This window comes from Virgibacillus salarius (assembly GCF_039521925.1).
GTDB lineage: Bacteria > Bacillota > Bacilli > Bacillales > Amphibacillaceae > Virgibacillus > Virgibacillus salarius.
Map to the genome: position 1 here is coordinate 1 of NZ_BAAACY010000084.1, position 18,945 is coordinate 18,945.

Here is an 18,945-nt window from a genome sequence, read left to right on the forward strand (position 1 = left end):
AAAAAAAGTGATACGCCCTAAATTGGCGTACCACTTTTTTCAGTTACTGGGTTTTGTCCCAGCCCCTTTTATAGTTATAACTGATTTTTTAGGCACCTGATCTACCCTAATATGCTCAGGTATCAATAGCCGTTATTCTTATACATAACCCCAAATCATTGCCAATAGCGTACCAAATACCGTAAGTACAGCAATGATAATACCGTAGTACACACTTGTATAAATCGCACCTTTATCTTCAGATTCACCAGCGTGCATAAATACGACTAATTGCAATGCTGCTTGGGCAAATGCGGTAATAAGCAGGATCGTCAACCCAAGAGCAAATGACATATCCAAGATATATACTAACAGCGCGACGCTAGTCAAAATCAACGAGAAAACAAAGCCCATCACATGCTTAATCGGGAATAATTCTTTCATTTACATCATTCCTTTCAAATAAACGAAGCTGAATATAAAAATCCAAACAACGTCTAGGAAATGCCAGTAAAGAGAGAAAATAAATGATTTATTAGCTGTTTCTGGAGTCAGTCCTCGTTTAATCACTTGAATCATTATCATAATTCCCCAAAACAACCCAAATGTTACGTGCGCGCCGTGTGTACCTAATGTCGTTAATAAAATAGATGTGAATGCACTAGTCTGTATACCAGCACCTTCATGGACATAATGAATAAACTCATACACTTCAAAGCTCAAGAAAGCAGCACCAAGTACTAATGTAATGATGAAAAATGTCATCATTGCTTTCTGTCTACCGAGACGCATAGCATGAACACCTAAACCAATTGTAAAACTACTAGTTAATAATAGAAGCGTTTCTGCAAGAACTGGGGAGATTTCAAATATCTCGGCACCTGTTGGTCCAGCTCCTGTACGACCTTCCAACGTAAAATAGGAAGCAAATAGTGTTCCAAACAACATGATTTCTGCTCCAATAAATATCCAGAAACCTAATATATTCATACGTCCTTGCTCTGTACTATATTCAAGCGGTTGCGTGTTATCCTTATTCATTTCTAGCACCCCGCAATTCCGATTCAGTTCTTTCAATTTCCGCAACGGAAATATGATGCCCATGATCTTTCTCAAATGAGCGATGAAGCATACATGCAAATATACCAATCAATGAAACTACCGCTGTAATCCACATGCTAAATACAAAGGCAAATCCAAAGATGAAGAAAAACACACTCATAACAAATGGTACACCACTATTATTAGGCATATGAATTTCTTTATATCCACCTTTAAATAATGTATGACCATTTTTCTTGGAATCCCAGAATGCCTGACTAGAATTTACTTGTGGTGTAATGGCAAAGTTGTACTCAGGTACTGGATTATGTGTTGCCCATTCTAATGAACGTGCATTCCATGGATCATCGCCAATATCTCTTGATGCATAACGTGTACTATAGTAAATATTGTATACAATGAGGATAAACCCAACTGCAAGACCTAAAGCTCCAATGAATGAGAGCATATTCCAAAATCCGAAGCCAGTAGATTCAGAGTACGTGTACATACGACGAGCTTGCCCATCTAATCCAGAAATAAACATTGGGAAGAAGGCAAGGCAAGTTCCGCCAGCAATAAAACCAAACGCCCATCTACCAATTCGTTCATTTAACATAAACCCAAACATCTTCGGCCACCAGTACGTAAGACCAGCAATCATCGCAAAGACAACACCAGGTATAATTACTAAGTGGAAGTGTGCTACTAAAAACATCGTATTATGATATTGATAATCAGCAGCTGACATTCCAAGCATTACACCGGTCACACCACCTATGGTAAAGATCGGAATAAACCCTAACGAATACAACATAGGTACAGTAAACTGAATTTTTCCTTTCCACATGGTTAACAACCAGTTAAAGATCTTAATTCCAGTCGGGATCGCAATAGCCATAGTAGTAATGGAGAAGATACTATTAACCATTGCTCCTTGACCCATTGTAAAGAAATGGTGTACCCATACGACAAAGGAAAGTAAGGAAATAATGACCATGGAAGCGACCATGGAATTGTAACCATATAAATTCCTTCGAGAGAAAGTAGAGATTACCTCACTATAAATACCGAAAGCTGGCAGAATCAAAATATAAACCTCTGGATGTCCCCAAACCCAAAACAGGTTAGCCCAGAGCATATCCATTCCGCCATCTGTCGTTGTAAAGAAATTCGTTGCAAACAAACGATCCATAGTTCCCATCGCTAATGCAACGGTAAGAACTGGGAAGGCAAATACAATAATGACGTTTGTAATTAACCCTGACCATGTAAACATCGGCATTTTCATAAGCGTCATACCAGGTGCACGCATTTTAAGGATCGTCACAATAAAGTTAATACCTGTTATTAACGTACCAAGCCCGGATATTTGCAGAGCTAGCATGTAATAATTTGTCCCGACAGACGGACTTAGCTCATCTCCAGCAAGTGGAAAATAAGACGTCCAACCTGAGCTTGGTGATCCACCAATGACAAAGGAAAGGTTAAATAACATTGCACCCATAAAGTACAGCCAAAAACTAACTGCATTTAATCGAGGAAAAGCAACATCCCTTGCACCAATCTGTAACGGTATAACAAAGTTCATTAATGCAATGATAAATGCCATTGCCATAAAGATAATCATAACGATGCCATGTGTGGTGAATATTTCATTATAATGCTGCGCGTCCAGCAGTGCGTTCTCTGGAACAGCTGTCTGTGCTCGCATCATTAATGCATCTACCCCACCTCTAAATAGCATTAGCAAGGCGGATATTAAATACATAATTCCAATTTTTTTATGGTCAACGGTTGTAATCCATTCCCGCCATAGATACCCCCATTTTTTAAAATAGGTAAGACCAACTACGATTGCTATTGAAGTGAGGACAATAGCAACCATAGCAGCATATATCGCAGGACTTGGATGTGGGATCATAAAACGTTCAAAAAAGTCCATTTTTCTTACTCCTTTCCGGATAACCCGATGTACTAAATCTTAATGATGATCTTCTGTGTGCTCATTTGTCTCATCTGCATGACCGGAATCCGAATTGTGTTGTTCATGTTCATCCTGCTCTACACTAGAATCACCTTCATGTTCACTATGATCATCTTCCGAGGTAGAACCATGATTATGTCCACCATGATGACCTTCTGGCGGAGGCATAAATTCTAGGTGAGTTCCAGTAAATGTTAATTGACCCAGGTGCCCTGGCTCCAGCAATTCATCAAATTTATCTTCAGTAAGTGGGTCTGCAGTTTGTTTAACTTCATCAACCCATTCATCAAATTCTTTTTGAGGCATTGCTTCTACACTAAATGTATTCTCAGCGAATCCTTCACCACTAAAGTTTGCATTTCTACCCATATATTCACCTGGTACATCTGCACCTAAATGAAGGGTAGTAATCATATCAGACATAGCATATTTTTGACCACCAAGTTGTGGTATCCAAAAACTAGTTATCGGCCCATATGAATAGAGTCTAAATTCAAGCGGTCTATCTGTTGGTACATATAGATAATTTACTGTTTCAATGTCCTGTTCAGGATAACTAAAATGCCATTTCCAATCGGATGAAGATGCATATACAACTAAAGGTTCATCATTCTCGTATCCTTCTGGAGTTGCTTCCACTTTGTAGTTACTCTGGACGGAGATAATGGATAAAACAATTACAATTAGTACTGGAATCCCTACTATTAGTGATTCAACAATAATATTTCCTTTAATATACGGTGGTTCATATGAATCTGGTTGTTTAGATGCACGATATTTAAATAGTATATATACTAGCATTGCAAATACTACAATTACGATCACAGCCATAATTGCTATTGATATCCAAATGACATTGGCTTGTGTTTGCGCCTGTGGCCCTTTTGGATCCAAAACTAACAATGGCTCACAACCTGTTAGCACCGCTAATAATGTGAATAGCGATGCTAGTATCGCCCATTTAATCTTCATAAAGAGATACCCTCCCCTGCATGTTGTTGATATGAAATGTATTGAAATATTTTTGTTACATACTTCACAAAATCCATTCATCTATCTTAATACCATATACGGTGAAAAACAATAGAATGTGCTGGTTGTCAGAAAATGTTCACGGAGTTTGGTACAAAAAAATGAACATTAATTGAATAAAATATGTCAATACGTAAAAGGAAATATTAAGTTACCTTCTCTTTCCTAGCTAAGCTAGCATGGAACTATATAGAGATACGGTATATAATAGAGCAAAATCGAATCATGAAGTTGTCCTATCTGCGAATTATTCCTTAGAGAGGGAAATAACATGCGAAATTATTATCCTTTACAACCACCAATCTTTGAAAAGAGCCTAGGAAACCCAAACTATCAATATCAAGAATATTTACCTAGTAAGCTTTTATCTGATTATGTTGTATGTTACTGGTCTGTCCATTACCATCCGTTAGATACCTATCCATTACATCGAATTGTTCCAGACGGCTGTATCGATATTATATTCGACCTTCAATCAACTTCCTTAGCAAAGGGCTCCTTTGCTGTCGGCTTAATGACCACATTTGAAACAATGAAACTCAGGCAAAAACAAAACCTGTTAGGAATTCGTTTTTATGCAGATACGGCACGCCGATTTATTATGTATCCTCCCGCCGAATTAATGGATACCCAAGTACTTCTTGAGGATATATGGGGGCAGGAGGCTTCGCTTTTGCAGGAAGATTTGCTATTGTCGAAAAACCTTCCAGAGAAAATTAACAAAATTGAAATGAAGTTAGTAAAGCTTTTATCAAAAAATACACATCGCACAGATTTATTACTAGAAACAAGTATGCAATACTTGTTTACAAATCTGGGTATCTTCCCCATACGCACACTAGCAGAAAAGACCCATTTTAGTGAAAGAACGATTAGAAGGGTCTTCAAGAAGGAATTAGGTGTCAGTCCTAAAGCATTTTCTAATATTATTCGATTTCAAAGTTCATTAAAAGAACTACATGATAATCCCTCATCGTTATCTAACATAGCAGCAAATTATGGTTATTACGATCAATCGCATTATATTCATCAATTCAAACGTCATTACGGCCAGTCACCGAAGCAGATTCTATTAAAATAAAGGAAGACTTCAATCCTTGGGGATTTTATTTATTCCCCAAGGATTGGTAGTACCACAAGGGTATGCCCTAAAGGCTCTAGAACCAATCGGACATTTACTGGCAATTGATTCCACACTTAGCCTTATTGGTTTCACTTTATTCCCTGAAGTAGGGGGCTTACTGCCAGTTATATGCGGGGTAAAACTTAGATTCGATTGTCCGTTTTTTACAATAACGTACATTCATTCTTATGCTATTATGTGTTTACCACAATATAAAGGAGTGAACACGATGACAAAAAAAATGGATATAAGTTCTTTCAAGCTCGCTCAACATTTTATGAAAAATCATGCAAGACCACTTGAACGAGCACTTTATGAATACGAGTTTGAAGCTACTAATTATAAAAAAGCACTCCAAGAATTAATTGCTTTTCAAAATCCAGATGGAGGTTTTGGTCATGGACTGGAACCAGATCTTCGCTGTAATGAATCCTCTGCATTAGCAACGACATATGCACTTGGAATACTTGGGGAATTACCTGCATTCGAGGAAAAAAAGAATGTTGTTTGCCAAGCACTTGACTACTTTATCACTTCTTATCAAGATGATCATACGGGATGGGATATAATTCCAGTCGAGGCAGAGCGATCCCCACGTGCAATCTGGTGGCAATATGGTGTATTCTCCGACAATTGGGGTAATCCAAATGCAGATATTGTAGGTTTCTTCATACAATATCGGGACCTAGTAACTTACGAAAAACTTGATATGCTCATTGATTATGCAATTCAGCATTTATTAGAGACCTGTGATTTAGCAGAGATGCATGAACTTTTCTGTTACCTTCGCTTATACGAACAGCTTAAGCTAAATACGAAGAAACGTACAAAAATCGAGGATAGGCTACAGCGCTTTATTAATAATTGTGTCATTGCAGATCCTGCAAAGAGAGAAGGATATGTGGCAGGACCATTACAAATTATTGATTCGCCCAAATCAACACATTATCGTAAATTCGCCAATATACTTCCAATGGAACTAGATCATCTAATAGGTCAACAGGCAACCGATGGCGCATGGGCACCTAACTGGGAATGGCACCAATATGAAAACGATTGGCCCATAGCAGAAAAAGAATGGAAAGGCATACTCACATTACAAGCATTACGAATATTAAGGAATTTTAAGTATCTTCCTATATAATTTGTTCTGGAGGTAGGAAATATGAAACCATCTATAACTGTTCTTACATTGGGCGTAGATGATCTAGAACGCTCACTTCAATTCTATCGGGACGGCCTTGGACTACCTACAGAAGGCATTGTTGGTAGTGAGTTTGAGCATGGGGCAGTTGCTTTTTTTGAATTGCAGGCAGGAATAAAGCTCGCTATCTGGAAACGAACGGATATTGCACACGAAGCCAAGATAGAACTAGGTGAACCGAGTTCAACAGAATGTACAATTGGACATAATACTAAAAGTCGTGAAGAGGTTGATGAAGTTATGGAACAAGCTAAAAATGCAAGTGCTATCATAACAGACCCTGCTCACGATACATTTTGGGGTGGTTATTCTGGTCACTTTCAAGATCCTGATGGGCACCTTTGGGAAATTGTTTGGAATCCAGCATGGGAATTGGAATATAACCGATATGAGTAAATTTATGGCAGAGCTAAGAGCTGTCCAATGACAGCTCTATACCTAAACATGAAATTATTCCTTTCCGTGTGCATTCTTAAATTTCAGTGGCATCATTAGGCAATTTCTTTACATGTTGTAGAAATTCGAGCACTTGTTGTGCTTCTTGACGAGGATATGTAAAATCATATACGTTTGCCACCAGCTGTGATGTTTTTTCAAACAACTCACACATCACAAACAATGCTCGCCAGCATGAATCATTGTTCCCTTCAGGATATGTTTGTAATAACTGATACCACGTATCTTCCTGCAAGTATCGCTTTAAATATTTACCGTTTTTTCCAACACTTATCTTAAAGTTTGTTTCTATTCCGACATGCCACTCTAACATTTTACGTAGCATCGATCGAACAAGATTCATATGATCCATCGCATAAAGCATTTCGCAACGCCATAACCCTTTTGCCACATAAGTTGTTACCCACCAAAATTCGTTGCAACAGTCAGCGAAGAATGCAGCTGTTGGTGGCTTTACCCAATAATCCTGATCGGTTGGAAATGGTAGTTCTGAGATACGATTATCTTTATCTAACACTATCTTCGTTAACGAATCTTCATTTAGATAAATTTCCATCTCCTCAATGGGTACTAATGTAAGATCAATTCGATTACCATCGGTAAATAACATTAAATAGGAAAATCGATTTCCCAATTCTGGAGGAAACAGCTTCATATCTTCAGGTGTTTGCATAATTATCCGTTCACCAAACACATCAATCCAACCTGTGTCTTTCATAAAAGATTGTATGTCATTTACTAAAAAAGCAATATCATAATCCATAAATGGATCGACTGGTGCATTCGCATTTGTACGCGAACCATTCATTCCTACAGCACGTATACGATTATCCGCTTTAGCAACAGCTAATACTAGATTCATTATTTGATCCACAGAACGCAACTTATCTCCTCCATTCTAAAATACTTTAAGTATAACATCTTTCGTTTAAATAGTTAGAAAATATGGAAAAAAGAAGTTTAGTAGTGGTATAATAGTCTCAGTTTAATTTTTTGGATTCTATCACTCGGAGGTACATAATATGATCGAAAAAGTAAACAGAGCAAAAGAAATACTAAACCAAGTTATTATCGGACAAGAAAAAGTCGTTCATCTTATCTTTGTTTCATTATTGGCAAAGGGACACATCTTGCTGGAGAGTACGCCTGGTTCTGGTAAAACAAAACTTGCTAAGTCCTTTTCCAAAATAAGTAATGTGGATTTCAAGCGTGTTCAATTTACCCCAGATGTTTTGCCTAGCGACATTACTGGTATCCAATTCTTTAATCCAAAGTCACAGTCATTTGAAATGAGGATTGGCCCCATCCAGACTAATGTATTACTAGTGGATGAAATTAATCGTGCCACTCCTCGTACGCAATCAAGTCTATTGGAAGTCATGGAAGAACAACAAACAACCATTGAGGGAGAAACCATTCATATAAATTCTCCTTTTCTCGTAATTGCAACACAGAATCCAATTGAATCGAATCAAGGTACTTTCCCGTTACCCGAGGCCCAATTAGATCGTTTTTTAATGAAGATTCCTTTACAATACCCAACAGCAGATCAGGAGAAAAGCATTTTGTCTACAAATCAGTTGAATGACCCAATTGACAATATTCAACCGTTGTTACAAGCAGAAGAAATAATTAAGATGCAACGGGAAATTATGCACGTAGAAGTATCAGATGTCGTGAAGGATTACTTATTAGAGATTATTCAGGAAACGAGAACCCACCCTGATAGTATACTAGGTGCAAGCACACGTGGAGCACTAGCCTTTATGCGAGCAGCCCAAGCACATGCTTATTTACAAGCTCGAAATTTTGTTAATCCTCAGGATATAAAAGAGTTGGCACCATATATACTTTCACATCGAATGATGCTTACACTAGAAGGATCGATTAAAAAATCTAGCCAAGATGTTCTGTACGAAATCTTAGGACAGGTTAACGTACCTGTGGAATTGGAGTCTCACTAATTATGCAATGGCAAATAAACACTACTGATAACAAAGTGAAAATACGAGGACTGTTAATTATTTTAACTCTCATACTGGTTATCCTAAGTGTTTGGATAAAACAGCCTTTTATCTTCATGTTCGCTGGAATGATCTTATTGCTTATCTTTCTCGGATTGATCTATGATAGGAATATTGCAAAGGGACTTATCATAGAGAATCCTAAAAGAACACTCCGCTTAACAGAGGGAGAAGAAGCCACTATTGAAATTGTACTAAAAAACAAGTCTTTCCTTCCCTATTTTAACGGTACATTCGAGATGCAAACAAACCAAAAGGTAGCTGGAACAAACAAGGAAATAGCAGCAGAAAGAATGAGACGCATTTCCTTTCGTGTGCCCTTTGTATTAAAAGGGAAAAGTTCTGTTAAGCTAGCTATACCGATTAAAGCGATGGAACGTGGTGTCACAGGTGTTTCTAATGTTGGTATCGTATTTCCTCACCTCCTGAATTTTGAAGCTATACACTTGACGTACCTTCAAAAATATCAAACAGAGATTATTATCTATCCAACCCCATTGCCCGTACATGGAATGGAAAGCTTTAAACAGATGACATTCGGAAACCAGGCGACCTTATTGTCGCCATTTGAGGATCTCCTTCACCCGCTCGGCACTAGGGATTATATACCGTCAGATTCCTTTTCTCGAGTACATTGGAAGGCATCAGCCAAAAGAAACAAATTACAAACTAAAATATATGAACGCAACCGTAATATTTCATGGACCATTTTTGTCAATATTTCCTTGACTTCGCAAATTGGCAATCGCTATACCAGTGGAGATCTAGAGTCCATCATTTCAAAAGCAGCTTTCCTTTGCCAAAGTATTACCGAGCAAGGGTATCCTTTCTCCATTTATATTAATTTGAAACAGTATGGGAATAAACCCTACCATGTTGAGTTAAATCAAGGTAATAATCAGCTAAAAAAAGTATGGGAAATGCTTGCCCGTGTAGATGGAGTAACTTCTAATATAATGAAAATGGAGGAAGTGCTGCATCAGGCTACAACAAAAATGGCAGATTCAAATTTAATTGTCTTCGTTGGTGAAATCACATCAGCTAGTGAATTACTCATTCGAAAATGGAATACACAAGGCAAGAGGTGTTATTTTATTGCAGGATCAGAGGAGAGTAACACCCTCCAACAAATTCCCAAATGAGGGGTTTTAAAACATGTGGATAAAAACTAAAATGACAAAATACTATCAGTTATTCTATGAAGGAATTCTTTTGTACTTTATTTTAGTCCCTTTTTTTGTACAGTCTGCTTTTCCCGTCCCTTCATGGAGTTTCATTATTGCGGTAGTACTGCTCATCATCATTCAGACTACACTTAGTAAATTTATGAACAATCAAATCTTCTTTATTGTTTCAATCAGTATAAACTGGGCAATATTAGTGTTGATATTTTCGTATCCTATTTTAATTAGCCTTGCTTTTTCGCTATATATGACGTGGAGATTTTTCAAACATCAACAAGTCCCTGATGTACAAAACCAGATTCATATAATCACATGGTTAGCTTTCTTTTTTCTGATTGATTCCGTTTGGTTTTTTGACACTACTCACTTCTGGATGGCAGCTGTACTATTATTCATTCTAATTGCTGGGTATGTTTCAAGTCATATTCAAGCCAGTCAGCAGCAGTCCCTCAGTTCCTTACAATATATCGTCGGAATTTTCATTGCAATTTCAATCATCAGCGTTACCTTGTTCTTTATGTTTTATGGAGTAGTACCAGTAATTAGCTTCCTTTGGTTTGGTATAAGCCAAGTAATTGTTTTCATCGGTACTATCTTCGCAAATGGTATAGACATAGCCGGATTCGACCCTGAATTCTTTCAAAACAACAAAAAAGAAAATTACGAAGAAATGGTAGCAAAAATGGCAGAAGAGGATAATCCGTTCGAAGCATTAAAAAATTTAGCAGCTGACGGAGGGCAATCATCTTACCCTTGGCTTTGGCTAATCGGCGTAACTTTGGGAGCAATTTTAGTTATTTCCCTGTTTTTATACTATCGTAAGAAACCTGTTTTTACGTACAAACAGGAAAATATACCGCCGTTTACCTCCACTCCTTTAGATAGTAAAGAGAAAAATGCAAATAAAAAGAAAGGTCGATTTCTGACGCCATTTCGTACAAATTCACTTGATCAAGTTCGTCAGCAGATACTAAAATTTGAAAAAAAAGCACAGAAAAAAGGTATTGGAAGAAAGCCGACCGAAACAATCGAAGAATGGTTTCAACGTTTAGGCGTACAGCATGCACCACTTTATCTTTATCAAGCCGTACGGTATGGCGGTAATCATTTAACAGATAAAGAAAGAAAAACATTTGAAGCGCATTTACAGAAGCTTCAATCAGATCTGGCTTTAGACTAATCTTTGTCAACAATCTGTTTTGCAGCTCCTATAGGAACAAAAATCGACAGAAACGAGTATAAAAGTGCCCAAACACAGCGAAGCGGTTCCGGAAATATACTTCGCATTCCTCTGGCGGCTGTCAGCCCTCCCCTTGCTAGGCAATACATCGCAAGCAGAAAAAAGCGCTCGTCTTTTCTAGGAGTCTACATATAGTTCCGGGCTAGTACATTGTGTTTTGGAATGGACCATTTTAGTTATGTCCCGTTCCCTTTTCAAAAAAAGCTGTTAAAATACTAGATTTGAATTGGTTATACACAAGCACTATTATTTTCTACAGTAAGCTCATGCTAAGGACGACATCTTCTGCTTGCAAAATATTATTTTTCTGTTGCTTTCTACTTCTGATATGACTGGTTATAGCTATTGGTAGCCTTTAAATTAACTATTATTTCTATATTCAGTTATACGAACATGGGGTGCTATGACATCTGGATAGAATGAATCTATGTCAAAAAGCTCTTCCAGATGATAGATTCCATTCAATCCTTTCATAGTGTATAGTTTTTCTGTAAGCTTAGCTGCTATCTTAGCAGTTAACAAAGCTTCTTGCCGACCTTGAATGCTACACTCCGCTTTCACTCTTTTACCACTAACCTCTCCAAATGCATCGATTTTCAATGCATATAACTCCTTTCCCCATCTGATTTTACTGAAAAGCCATACCATCACTTTTCGTATAGATTGATATTTTATTAAACGAAATATTCCTACTCGTTTAAGTAACATGATTACATACGTTATAACTTTGGAATCAAAGCATAGTCGAGTAGATACAGTGGGTATCTGCAAGGTATGAGGAAGGGAATTTTGATCTGAAAAATAAAAACGATATCCCTTTCTTTCTCCAAGCTCCTTACCAAAATATGTAGTTTTCCCACTGCTAAATGTGTCCACATTGACCTTTTCCCAATTTGAATAAACCTGAAATCTTGTATTCAGATTATCTATTGTCCATTCAATCGCTGCCCTACCATGTCGATCTCCCAATCCTAGCATGACATATATATCCATTTCCTCTGTATTATCTAGGTAGCTTTTTGTATGACGAGCTAATAGATTTGTAAGTCCTGGGGCTAAACCAACGCTTAACACTGCAGCTGTTTTATGATTCATTGCTTCTGTTTGTAGTTCTTCGATACGCGATAGGAATGAATGATTTGCAGAAATATCAATATAATCTACGTTATTTGCAAAGCAAGCCTGTATGAAACCTGTATCTTTTTGATCAAGGCACATTACTACTATCCTTACTGTTTCAAATAAATCTGATGGTAACGACTTTGTTATATCTAATTCAAGAGGTATCACCGAGCCATTTGTTGTACTGCAAAATTCTCTTGCTTTACTAAAGCTTCTTCCAGCGGCGATTACTTTGTCAGGATATAAATTCCCCAGCTGTTGGCAAATCAATCTTCCTACATGGCCATACCCACCTACGACAAGTATATGGTCCTTCATATTGTTTCTTCCTTTCTCTTTTATAAAATGGCTAGATATGAATTACAATGAGTACTGTTCCAAGGAACATCATTGTTATGGTTATCCAAGTATACTTGGTAACTGAATCAATCCCTCTAAAAATTACTGTGGTTAGGAATATAGTTAGTATTGGTTCAGCAGCCGCAATAACACTTACATATGAAACCTGCATTCTTTGAGTTGCTAGGAAGAAGAACAACGGACCTATACTTGTTAATACACCAGAAATAAGGTAGTAAGGATTAATTACCCTAACATTTTTCCTTATATTAGTAATAAACTCTCCACGAATGGATTGATAACAAATAACGAAAACTAAAGAAGCCAGTGTCCCCACCCATACACCAAAAAAAGCATCATTCATTTCGATTAAACCTTGTTTTCTAATTCCTTGGCCAACTCCGAAGATCAAGGCAGAGAATACCGCTAATCCAAATCCCATATACGAATACCTTTTTGGATCGCGTTGGTGTTTCGATGCTTCTATCCTATTCAATCGAAACCCCTCATTTAATACTCCCGCAAGTAATAGAACCATACCAATTCCCGGTAATAATGTAATCTCTTCATTAAGAAAAATGAGAGCAAATATAGTTGTAAAAATAGGAGTAGAATTTCGAATAGCAGAAGCCTTCGATGGACCAATATAGGAAATACTTGAAAACAATGTTAGCCTACCTATTCCAGTAGTACACAATCCCGCAAGTAAAAAGAAGAAGAAAGCTTCCCATGAAAAATGAAAGTCCCACCCCCTTAACCCCATTACAATGAAACAAAGAACACCTAATAAAATTACATTTATCAGAACTGTTATAAACAAGCCGTTATCACTATGAGGAGCTCGCTTTATTCCTTTCTTTACAACTACATTGTTAACAGCAAACATAAAGGCTGATAAAATAGCAAAAATAACACCCATAGTATACTCCTCCTTTAAAAATAAGATTGAATTAAAAGACACACCATGTAGTCTTAAAATGGACCCGCAAGTTTTTTAGTTTAGCTTCTAAACTAAATGTTTAAAAAAATTGCAATCAGCAGTTTTTGATTGCCACTGATTGCTCGTGACTATTCACCATCATTTTCTTCGTTTAATATACTCGTAAATGTTTTTACACATTTTTCAAAAATGGCGATTTCGTCTGAACTTAATTGTTCTCTCAGCTTTCGATAAAAATTCTGATGCAGTCTCCTATGTGCCTGATATGCTACTACTCCCTTTTCTGTTAATGAAATCTCTACAGCCCTTGAATCCTCAGGGTGTGGGGTTCGACACACAATCCCCTTCTTCTCTAAACGCCCTACAACCTGTGTAATTGCACCTTTTGTCACTCCCAGTCGATCAGCCAATTGACTCATTAGTATATTTCTGTCTTCTCCAATTGCATCTACTGCATGAATCTCACTTGGAGTCAAAGTACCCGCATCACTGAAGGTTCGAGGATTACGTTCCAGGCGTCGAAGTTGAAAGATTAACTTACCAATACTATGGCTACTATCCTCTAATTGCTTATAATTATTATTCTTCATACCAATTAGTATAGATACTAAACTAAATAAATGCAACTATTACCCATAATTATATTTTTAAAGGTCATGTTAATAATCACAAAGTGAGAACCTAGTTTTTGTCTAGCCTATCTAACCTAAAACCCTAAACCAACGTCTCCCATAATACTACAACTAGGCTTGCGTTTGAGAACCAATCGTGGTAATCTGGATGTACTATGATTAAAGGAGTGAAGGTTATTTATGTTTTTATCTGCTGTGCTTCAACTTGCTATTGCCTAAATACGGGATACGTATGCCCATTTTTAGCAAGCCAATCGCAAGTTACAAGCAGCGGATAAACACCTGAACTCATTGGATAACCATGGTGTATACTTTTTAAGTATTTACCATTTATACACTGGGCAGGGCGTCCATACGCTCTGTCCAGTTTTTGTTTCTTATGGTATATCCCTCCTTGTACTTGCTGGCTTTTAGATAAAATTTACAAGGAGCGAAAGGTATTATGAGTTTATTAGATGTAAATGCTTTGACACATGGTTACGGAGATAAAATAGTATTAAAAGATGTATCATTTCGCCTGTTAAAAGGGGAACATATCGGGTTAGTTGGACCAAATGGCGCAGGCAAATCTACCCTCTTTCAACTGTTAACTGGAGAATTAATTGCTGATGAGGGAACCATCGAATGGCATCCTAAAGCACATATCGGTAATCTCGAGCAACATATTCATTTAACTTCTGGAACTAGTATTCGTCTATTTCTACAAGGAGCATTTCAAACATTATTTGATGCAGAGAAGGAAATGGAAGACCTTAGTGAACAAATGGCGAATCCTCATACTGATAATTTGGATAACATATTGAAACGGTATAGTGAACTACAAACCTTGCTCGATCAACATGATTTTTATACCATTCCAGCTTCTATCGAAGAAGTTGCTGCAGGACTCGGACTAACCCAATTAGGACTAGATAGAGATGTGAGTATGTTAAGTGGTGGACAGCGTACTAAATTATTACTTGCTAAGCTGCTTTTACAGAAGCCCGATGTACTTTTGCTTGATGAGCCAACAAACTATTTAGATACTGCACATATCGATTGGTTAACCAATTATTTACAAGCGTATCCCTATGCATTTATCCTAATCACACATGATACTCATTTTATGAATGAGGTCGTTCAGGTGATCTATCATTTAGAACATAAAAACTTAACAAGATACACAGGAAACTATCAACAATTTTCAGCGGCCTATGCATTAAGAAGGCGACAAATTCATTTACAATATGAAAAACAACAAGCAGAGATTCAAAAGCTTGAAACATATGTACAAAAAAATAAAGCACGCGCATCGACTGCCAAGATGGCAAAAAGTCGGGAAAAAAAGCTACAAAAAATGGAACGTCTGGATAAACCGACAAATAATCCCAAACCAATGTTTTCATTTACCGTATCTCACCAACCAGTCAATAAATTACTGCAAACTGAAAATCTACAAATCGGCTATGATAAACCATTGTTTTCCAATGTAAATTTAAAATTGGAGCGTGGTGAAAAAGTAGCGCTTGTTGGACATAATGGAATTGGAAAAACAACCACATTAAAAACATTACTTGGTGAGTTAACAGCACTAGATGGTTCCATTACCATCGGCGAGAGGGTTTTACCAGCATATTTCGAGCAGGAAATGCCGTCCATTGCCAAAACTACTGCATTAGAAACAATTTGGTCAGCTTTTCCACACTTAACACAAAAGGAAGTACGACAAAACCTTGCAAGATGCGGACTCAAAACCGAACATATCTTCCAACCACTCTCTTCACTTAGTGGAGGTGAACAAACAAAGGTCCGTTTATGTAAATTAATGTTAGCAAAGAGTAATTTCCTCATTTTGGATGAACCAACGAATCATTTAGATGTTGTAACAAAGCAAGCACTTCAGGAAGCACTAGAAAACTATACGGGAAGTGTTATTCTTGTATCCCATGAACCTACATTTTATGAAAATTGGATAACACAAGTATGGAACATGGAGCAGTGGAGATAACACATTTGTAATGATTTGCTATTAAGGAAACATCACTCGCATGAGAGCTAAGCTGACTAATGACCGTTGACATGTTATGTATTGACAATTAAAAACAAAAACTCCCAGCTAAGAACAGAAGCAGAGACAAAAGAATGAAGAAACAATAAAAAGCGAAAAGATAATTAGTTTAAATTAATTATCTTTTCGCTTTTTGATTAAAATCATTCATTTAGCACCCGAAATAAGCGAGACTCCGGCGGGAATAGCAGGCGTCCGAAGATCCACGTGGTAACATGTTTTTCTTCACCAAGTTAGCTGGGGCCGCGCCCGTGGAAAGCGCGTATAGTTTCACGGTGTGGTAATGATACTCCTATTGATAATATGATTATTCGTATTTTGAGTAAAGACGTTGTGTTTTGTCCCAGCCCCTTTTCGATTCTAAACTAAGTTATTTGCATTTAATAAGTCTCATAAGCACCCACACTGATTACTAAAATAAGTATTCCCCTAACATGTCATATAAAAACAACTATCTTCCTGTATACCTAGACACTCAAGTTTTAAATTATTACTCCCCACTACTTATGGTCATTTGTCACTAGGCTCTACCTGTCCAACAATATGTAACATTGTATTTCTTTCCTTCTGAATACCTTCGATAACACCTTGGCTTATCTCTTGATTTGTCAGCCATCTTGAATAGTTGCTTACGACCTTAAAGCCCAATTGTATTTGGCGATACTGACAATTTGCTGGCACATATAAATAATCCTTTATTCGTTCACTATCTGCACTACTATTAATGATATGAAAGAGCTGCCAATCCGATAATTGATCAGTAACTACTTTAATGATTGATTTTAATGTTTCTTTGGCATCTGACCTTACCCAAGCAACGACTCTGTTCCTCTAGTTTCTGTATTTGCCGATAATTAACATAGATCGGATATATATGTTTCTGCTGTTTAGTAGAATGCTTTATACGTTTTACTTTTTCTTCCTCTCTAGCAATCACAGAAACATAGTTTGACTGATTAGCATACCAGCTCACTACATCTGCTAGCATCCCTGTTCCGCCTACTACCAAAACATGTTTCATGGAATGATTTCCCTCCAGGTTATTCATCCTTTTTTAGATCAACCTTTTGTACTTCATATTGGAATCCGAGATAACGATAATTTTGGCGAATATACATTTCTCTCGGAGTATCCTCACCATCAGCAACTAATATAATGGTTTTATTAGGGAATTGCTCAGCGATTACAAACTTTTGTAATCGCTGAGCAATTCCCTTTTTACGAAATGCCTGGTGCACGTGTAACCCATCGATTTCAGCAGTATCTTCTTTTATGATTACTTCCAACGAACCGACAGCTGTACCCTGATAATATGACATAATTTGCATAAACGTTTCATCTTGAAAATGCCGTCGATATAGAGCAGGTTTTGCCTTTGCAAATTCTTCACCGAATTCTAAATCCTGTTCATATTGTACCTGTAAATAGTCATCGAAGTTTACTTCCGATACGATTCGTATCGTAATATCGGGATGATTATCTGTAATAGGAAATTGTTCTGGTTGAATAGCATATAACTCTAAATAACCATACTCAAAAGATTGATGATGAAAAAACTGAATTAATTCTTCTGATGGCTTACGATTTTCAGGAAAATAAAACTTAACATGCTTCTGTCCATTTTTCTGGTGAAATTCCTTCAAATACGTTGCTGCCTCTATAAACTCTTGTAGCGTGGGCATTCGATGAAATTGAAGATAATTACTATCATATTGAATTAACATCTCTGGGTTATGATAATGCGAATACAATTCAGTTCCCACTACCAGGTGACTTTCCGTATAAATATCATTAAAGCTTATTTTTCGCATCTCTTTTCTCCTAACAATCCCTATTTTTCCTTACGTTAAAAAAAGTGAAACTTCAATCAGTGGGGTTTTGTTTATCCCCCACGGATTGTTCGTACCACAAGAGTATGACCTAAAGGCCTTTGAACTAATCGGACATTTACTGGCAGCAATCGATCCCCAACTTACCCATATTGGTTTCACTTTATTCCTTGAAGTGGGGGTCTTACTGCCAGTTGTATGCGAGATAAATCACAATATCTATTATACAAAAATAATCATACAGTTTGATAAAATTATTGACTACCTATAGAATCAAGTTAACTTGAGACTCCTATTCATTTAGCTATCTTAAAGTGAAACTTCAATCAGGGAGGGTTTATTTATCCTCCACGGATTGTTCGTACCACAAGAGTATGACCTAAAAGCCTTTGATCCAATCGGACATTTGCTGGCAGCAGTTGATCCCCAACTTACCCATATTGGTTTCACTTTATTCCTTGAAGTGGGGGTCTTACTGCCGGTTGTATGCGGGATAACAAAAGCGTAAGTACCCAATTAGAAACGTAGCGACTAGAGCGAGTCAACGGAGATAAAGGAATCACGGTGTTATAATTTCCTATACAATAAAAAACCGACTCCCTGCAAAAGCCAGAGCCAGCCAATTTTTATCTTGTTTATTTCATTATAATCTAGCTATCTTATAACTTAGTGAATTTCATAATTATGAGCCTTTGCGGCTCAATGGGTTTAAGACATAAAAAATGGAGTACCTCCCCAAGTCTAGTATAATGGTAAGTGACCAAAC

The 18,945-nt window shown here is 37.1% G+C and carries 18 protein-coding genes; 7 read left to right on the forward strand and 11 right to left on the reverse strand.

Annotated features, from left to right (window positions below; genetic code table 11):
• Positions 1 to 138 precede the first annotated feature (138 nt).
• From qoxD to qoxA, 4 genes are read right to left on the reverse strand one after another with little or no spacing between them, the layout of a single operon-like run.
• Entirely contained in the window at positions 139 to 423 is a 285-nt protein-coding gene (qoxD, locus tag ABDZ84_RS10955; RefSeq protein WP_026680065.1) for a cytochrome aa3 quinol oxidase subunit IV, read from the reverse strand.
• Positions 424 to 1,020, reverse strand: coding sequence for a cytochrome aa3 quinol oxidase subunit III (gene qoxC / locus ABDZ84_RS10960; protein WP_026680064.1), 597 nt, complete (start codon positions 1,018 to 1,020; stop codon positions 424 to 426).
• Positions 1,013 to 2,965 carry a cytochrome aa3 quinol oxidase subunit I gene (qoxB, locus tag ABDZ84_RS10965; protein ID WP_026680063.1) on the reverse strand — a complete coding sequence of 651 codons (1,953 nt, stop codon included), beginning with the start codon at positions 2,963 to 2,965 and terminating at the stop codon, positions 1,013 to 1,015. The genes qoxC and qoxB overlap by 8 nt, the downstream gene beginning before the upstream one ends.
• A 39-nt stretch (positions 2,966 to 3,004) precedes the next feature.
• A complete protein-coding gene (qoxA, locus tag ABDZ84_RS10970; protein WP_034678523.1) occupies positions 3,005 to 3,979 on the reverse strand; it encodes a cytochrome aa3 quinol oxidase subunit II in 975 nt (324 codons plus the stop codon).
• A gap of 331 nt (positions 3,980 to 4,310) precedes the next feature.
• On the opposite strand from qoxA, the gene ABDZ84_RS10975 reads away from it, so the two are divergent.
• From ABDZ84_RS10975 to ABDZ84_RS10985, 3 genes are all read left to right on the forward strand, one after another.
• Positions 4,311 to 5,120: a helix-turn-helix transcriptional regulator gene (locus tag ABDZ84_RS10975; RefSeq protein ID WP_026680062.1), complete on the forward strand. Its 810-nt coding sequence runs from the start codon at positions 4,311 to 4,313 to the stop codon at positions 5,118 to 5,120.
• A 271-nt stretch (positions 5,121 to 5,391) separates the two neighbouring features.
• Positions 5,392 to 6,306 (forward strand): hypothetical protein, encoded by a 915-nt coding sequence (locus ABDZ84_RS10980; protein WP_121605836.1) that lies wholly within the window; start codon positions 5,392 to 5,394, stop codon positions 6,304 to 6,306.
• 21 nt (positions 6,307 to 6,327) lie between these two features.
• Positions 6,328 to 6,762, forward strand: a complete 435-nt coding sequence (locus ABDZ84_RS10985) for a VOC family protein (protein WP_343781473.1) — start codon at positions 6,328 to 6,330, stop codon at positions 6,760 to 6,762.
• Between the two features lie 76 nt (positions 6,763 to 6,838).
• Here the strand turns inward: ABDZ84_RS10985 and ABDZ84_RS10990 are convergent, their stop codons facing one another.
• On the reverse strand, positions 6,839 to 7,705 hold the full coding sequence (locus ABDZ84_RS10990; protein ID WP_026680059.1) for an aminoglycoside 6-adenylyltransferase: 867 nt from the start codon (positions 7,703 to 7,705) through the stop codon (positions 6,839 to 6,841).
• A gap of 139 nt (positions 7,706 to 7,844) precedes the next feature.
• Between ABDZ84_RS10990 and ABDZ84_RS10995 the strand changes: the two genes are divergently transcribed.
• Genes ABDZ84_RS10995 through ABDZ84_RS11005 form a run of 3 tightly spaced genes read left to right on the forward strand, consistent with a single transcriptional unit; the run spans position 7,845 to position 11,210 of the window.
• Positions 7,845 to 8,786, forward strand: coding sequence for an AAA family ATPase (locus tag ABDZ84_RS10995; RefSeq protein WP_343781476.1), 942 nt, complete (start codon positions 7,845 to 7,847; stop codon positions 8,784 to 8,786).
• A 2-nt stretch (positions 8,787 to 8,788) separates the two neighbouring features.
• Positions 8,789 to 9,988 (forward strand): DUF58 domain-containing protein, encoded by a 1,200-nt coding sequence (locus ABDZ84_RS11000; RefSeq protein WP_026680057.1) that lies wholly within the window; start codon positions 8,789 to 8,791, stop codon positions 9,986 to 9,988.
• A gap of 13 nt (positions 9,989 to 10,001) precedes the next feature.
• Complete coding sequence (locus tag ABDZ84_RS11005) at positions 10,002 to 11,210, forward strand: DUF4129 domain-containing protein (protein WP_026680056.1); 1,209 nt, start codon at positions 10,002 to 10,004, stop codon at positions 11,208 to 11,210.
• 420 nt (positions 11,211 to 11,630) lie between these two features.
• On the opposite strand, the gene ABDZ84_RS11010 is transcribed toward ABDZ84_RS11005, so the two are convergent.
• The 3 genes from ABDZ84_RS11010 to ABDZ84_RS11020 all read right to left on the reverse strand — a co-directional run bounded on the left by ABDZ84_RS11010 (position 11,631) and on the right by ABDZ84_RS11020 (position 14,297).
• Positions 11,631 to 12,710, reverse strand: coding sequence for a saccharopine dehydrogenase family protein (locus ABDZ84_RS11010; RefSeq protein WP_026680055.1), 1,080 nt, complete (start codon positions 12,708 to 12,710; stop codon positions 11,631 to 11,633).
• A 31-nt stretch (positions 12,711 to 12,741) separates the two neighbouring features.
• The gene (locus ABDZ84_RS11015) at positions 12,742 to 13,650 is read right to left on the reverse strand and encodes an EamA family transporter (protein WP_343781480.1); all 909 of its coding nucleotides are present in this window, start codon (positions 13,648 to 13,650) and stop codon (positions 12,742 to 12,744) included.
• Between the two features lie 149 nt (positions 13,651 to 13,799).
• Positions 13,800 to 14,297 (reverse strand): MarR family winged helix-turn-helix transcriptional regulator, encoded by a 498-nt coding sequence (locus tag ABDZ84_RS11020; protein WP_318279715.1) that lies wholly within the window; start codon positions 14,295 to 14,297, stop codon positions 13,800 to 13,802.
• A 448-nt stretch (positions 14,298 to 14,745) separates the two neighbouring features.
• On the opposite strand from ABDZ84_RS11020, the gene ABDZ84_RS11025 reads away from it, so the two are divergent.
• Positions 14,746 to 16,290, forward strand: a complete 1,545-nt coding sequence (locus tag ABDZ84_RS11025) for an ABC-F family ATP-binding cassette domain-containing protein (RefSeq protein WP_026680052.1) — start codon at positions 14,746 to 14,748, stop codon at positions 16,288 to 16,290.
• A gap of 570 nt (positions 16,291 to 16,860) precedes the next feature.
• Here the strand turns inward: ABDZ84_RS11025 and ABDZ84_RS11030 are convergent.
• From ABDZ84_RS11030 to ABDZ84_RS11040, 3 genes are all read right to left on the reverse strand, one after another.
• On the reverse strand, positions 16,861 to 17,031 hold the full coding sequence (locus tag ABDZ84_RS11030; RefSeq protein ID WP_343781482.1) for a Rossmann-fold NAD(P)-binding domain-containing protein: 171 nt from the start codon (positions 17,029 to 17,031) through the stop codon (positions 16,861 to 16,863).
• Between the two features lie 88 nt (positions 17,032 to 17,119).
• Positions 17,120 to 17,371 (reverse strand): Rossmann-fold NAD(P)-binding domain-containing protein, encoded by a 252-nt coding sequence (locus ABDZ84_RS11035; protein ID WP_343781484.1) that lies wholly within the window; start codon positions 17,369 to 17,371, stop codon positions 17,120 to 17,122.
• 19 nt (positions 17,372 to 17,390) lie between these two features.
• Entirely contained in the window at positions 17,391 to 18,161 is a 771-nt protein-coding gene (locus tag ABDZ84_RS11040) for a GNAT family N-acetyltransferase (RefSeq protein ID WP_343781486.1), read from the reverse strand.
• Positions 18,162 to 18,945: the final 784 nt, after the last annotated feature.

What these genes read in the sequence shown, in the direction of transcription:
- qoxD (WP_026680065.1), bottom strand. Translation starts at nt 423, where the DNA reads ATGAAAGAATTATTCCCGATTAAGCATGTGATGGGCTTTGTTTTCTCG.
- qoxC (WP_026680064.1), bottom strand. Translation starts at nt 1,020, where the DNA reads ATGAATAAGGATAACACGCAACCGCTTGAATATAGTACAGAGCAAGGA.
- qoxB (WP_026680063.1), bottom strand. Translation starts at nt 2,965, where the DNA reads ATGGACTTTTTTGAACGTTTTATGATCCCACATCCAAGTCCTGCGATA.
- qoxA (WP_034678523.1), bottom strand. Translation starts at nt 3,979, where the DNA reads ATGAAGATTAAATGGGCGATACTAGCATCGCTATTCACATTATTAGCG.
- ABDZ84_RS10975 (WP_026680062.1), top strand. Translation starts at nt 4,311, where the DNA reads ATGCGAAATTATTATCCTTTACAACCACCAATCTTTGAAAAGAGCCTA.
- ABDZ84_RS10980 (WP_121605836.1), top strand. Translation starts at nt 5,392, where the DNA reads ATGACAAAAAAAATGGATATAAGTTCTTTCAAGCTCGCTCAACATTTT.
- ABDZ84_RS10985 (WP_343781473.1), top strand. Translation starts at nt 6,328, where the DNA reads ATGAAACCATCTATAACTGTTCTTACATTGGGCGTAGATGATCTAGAA.
- ABDZ84_RS10995 (WP_343781476.1), top strand. Translation starts at nt 7,845, where the DNA reads ATGATCGAAAAAGTAAACAGAGCAAAAGAAATACTAAACCAAGTTATT.
- ABDZ84_RS11000 (WP_026680057.1), top strand. Translation starts at nt 8,789, where the DNA reads ATGCAATGGCAAATAAACACTACTGATAACAAAGTGAAAATACGAGGA.
- ABDZ84_RS11005 (WP_026680056.1), top strand. Translation starts at nt 10,002, where the DNA reads ATGTGGATAAAAACTAAAATGACAAAATACTATCAGTTATTCTATGAA.
- ABDZ84_RS11010 (WP_026680055.1), bottom strand. Translation starts at nt 12,710, where the DNA reads ATGAAGGACCATATACTTGTCGTAGGTGGGTATGGCCATGTAGGAAGA.
- ABDZ84_RS11015 (WP_343781480.1), bottom strand. Translation starts at nt 13,650, where the DNA reads ATGGGTGTTATTTTTGCTATTTTATCAGCCTTTATGTTTGCTGTTAAC.
- ABDZ84_RS11025 (WP_026680052.1), top strand. Translation starts at nt 14,746, where the DNA reads ATGAGTTTATTAGATGTAAATGCTTTGACACATGGTTACGGAGATAAA.
- ABDZ84_RS11035 (WP_343781484.1), bottom strand. Translation starts at nt 17,371, where the DNA reads ATGAAACATGTTTTGGTAGTAGGCGGAACAGGGATGCTAGCAGATGTA.
- ABDZ84_RS11040 (WP_343781486.1), bottom strand. Translation starts at nt 18,161, where the DNA reads ATGCGAAAAATAAGCTTTAATGATATTTATACGGAAAGTCACCTGGTA.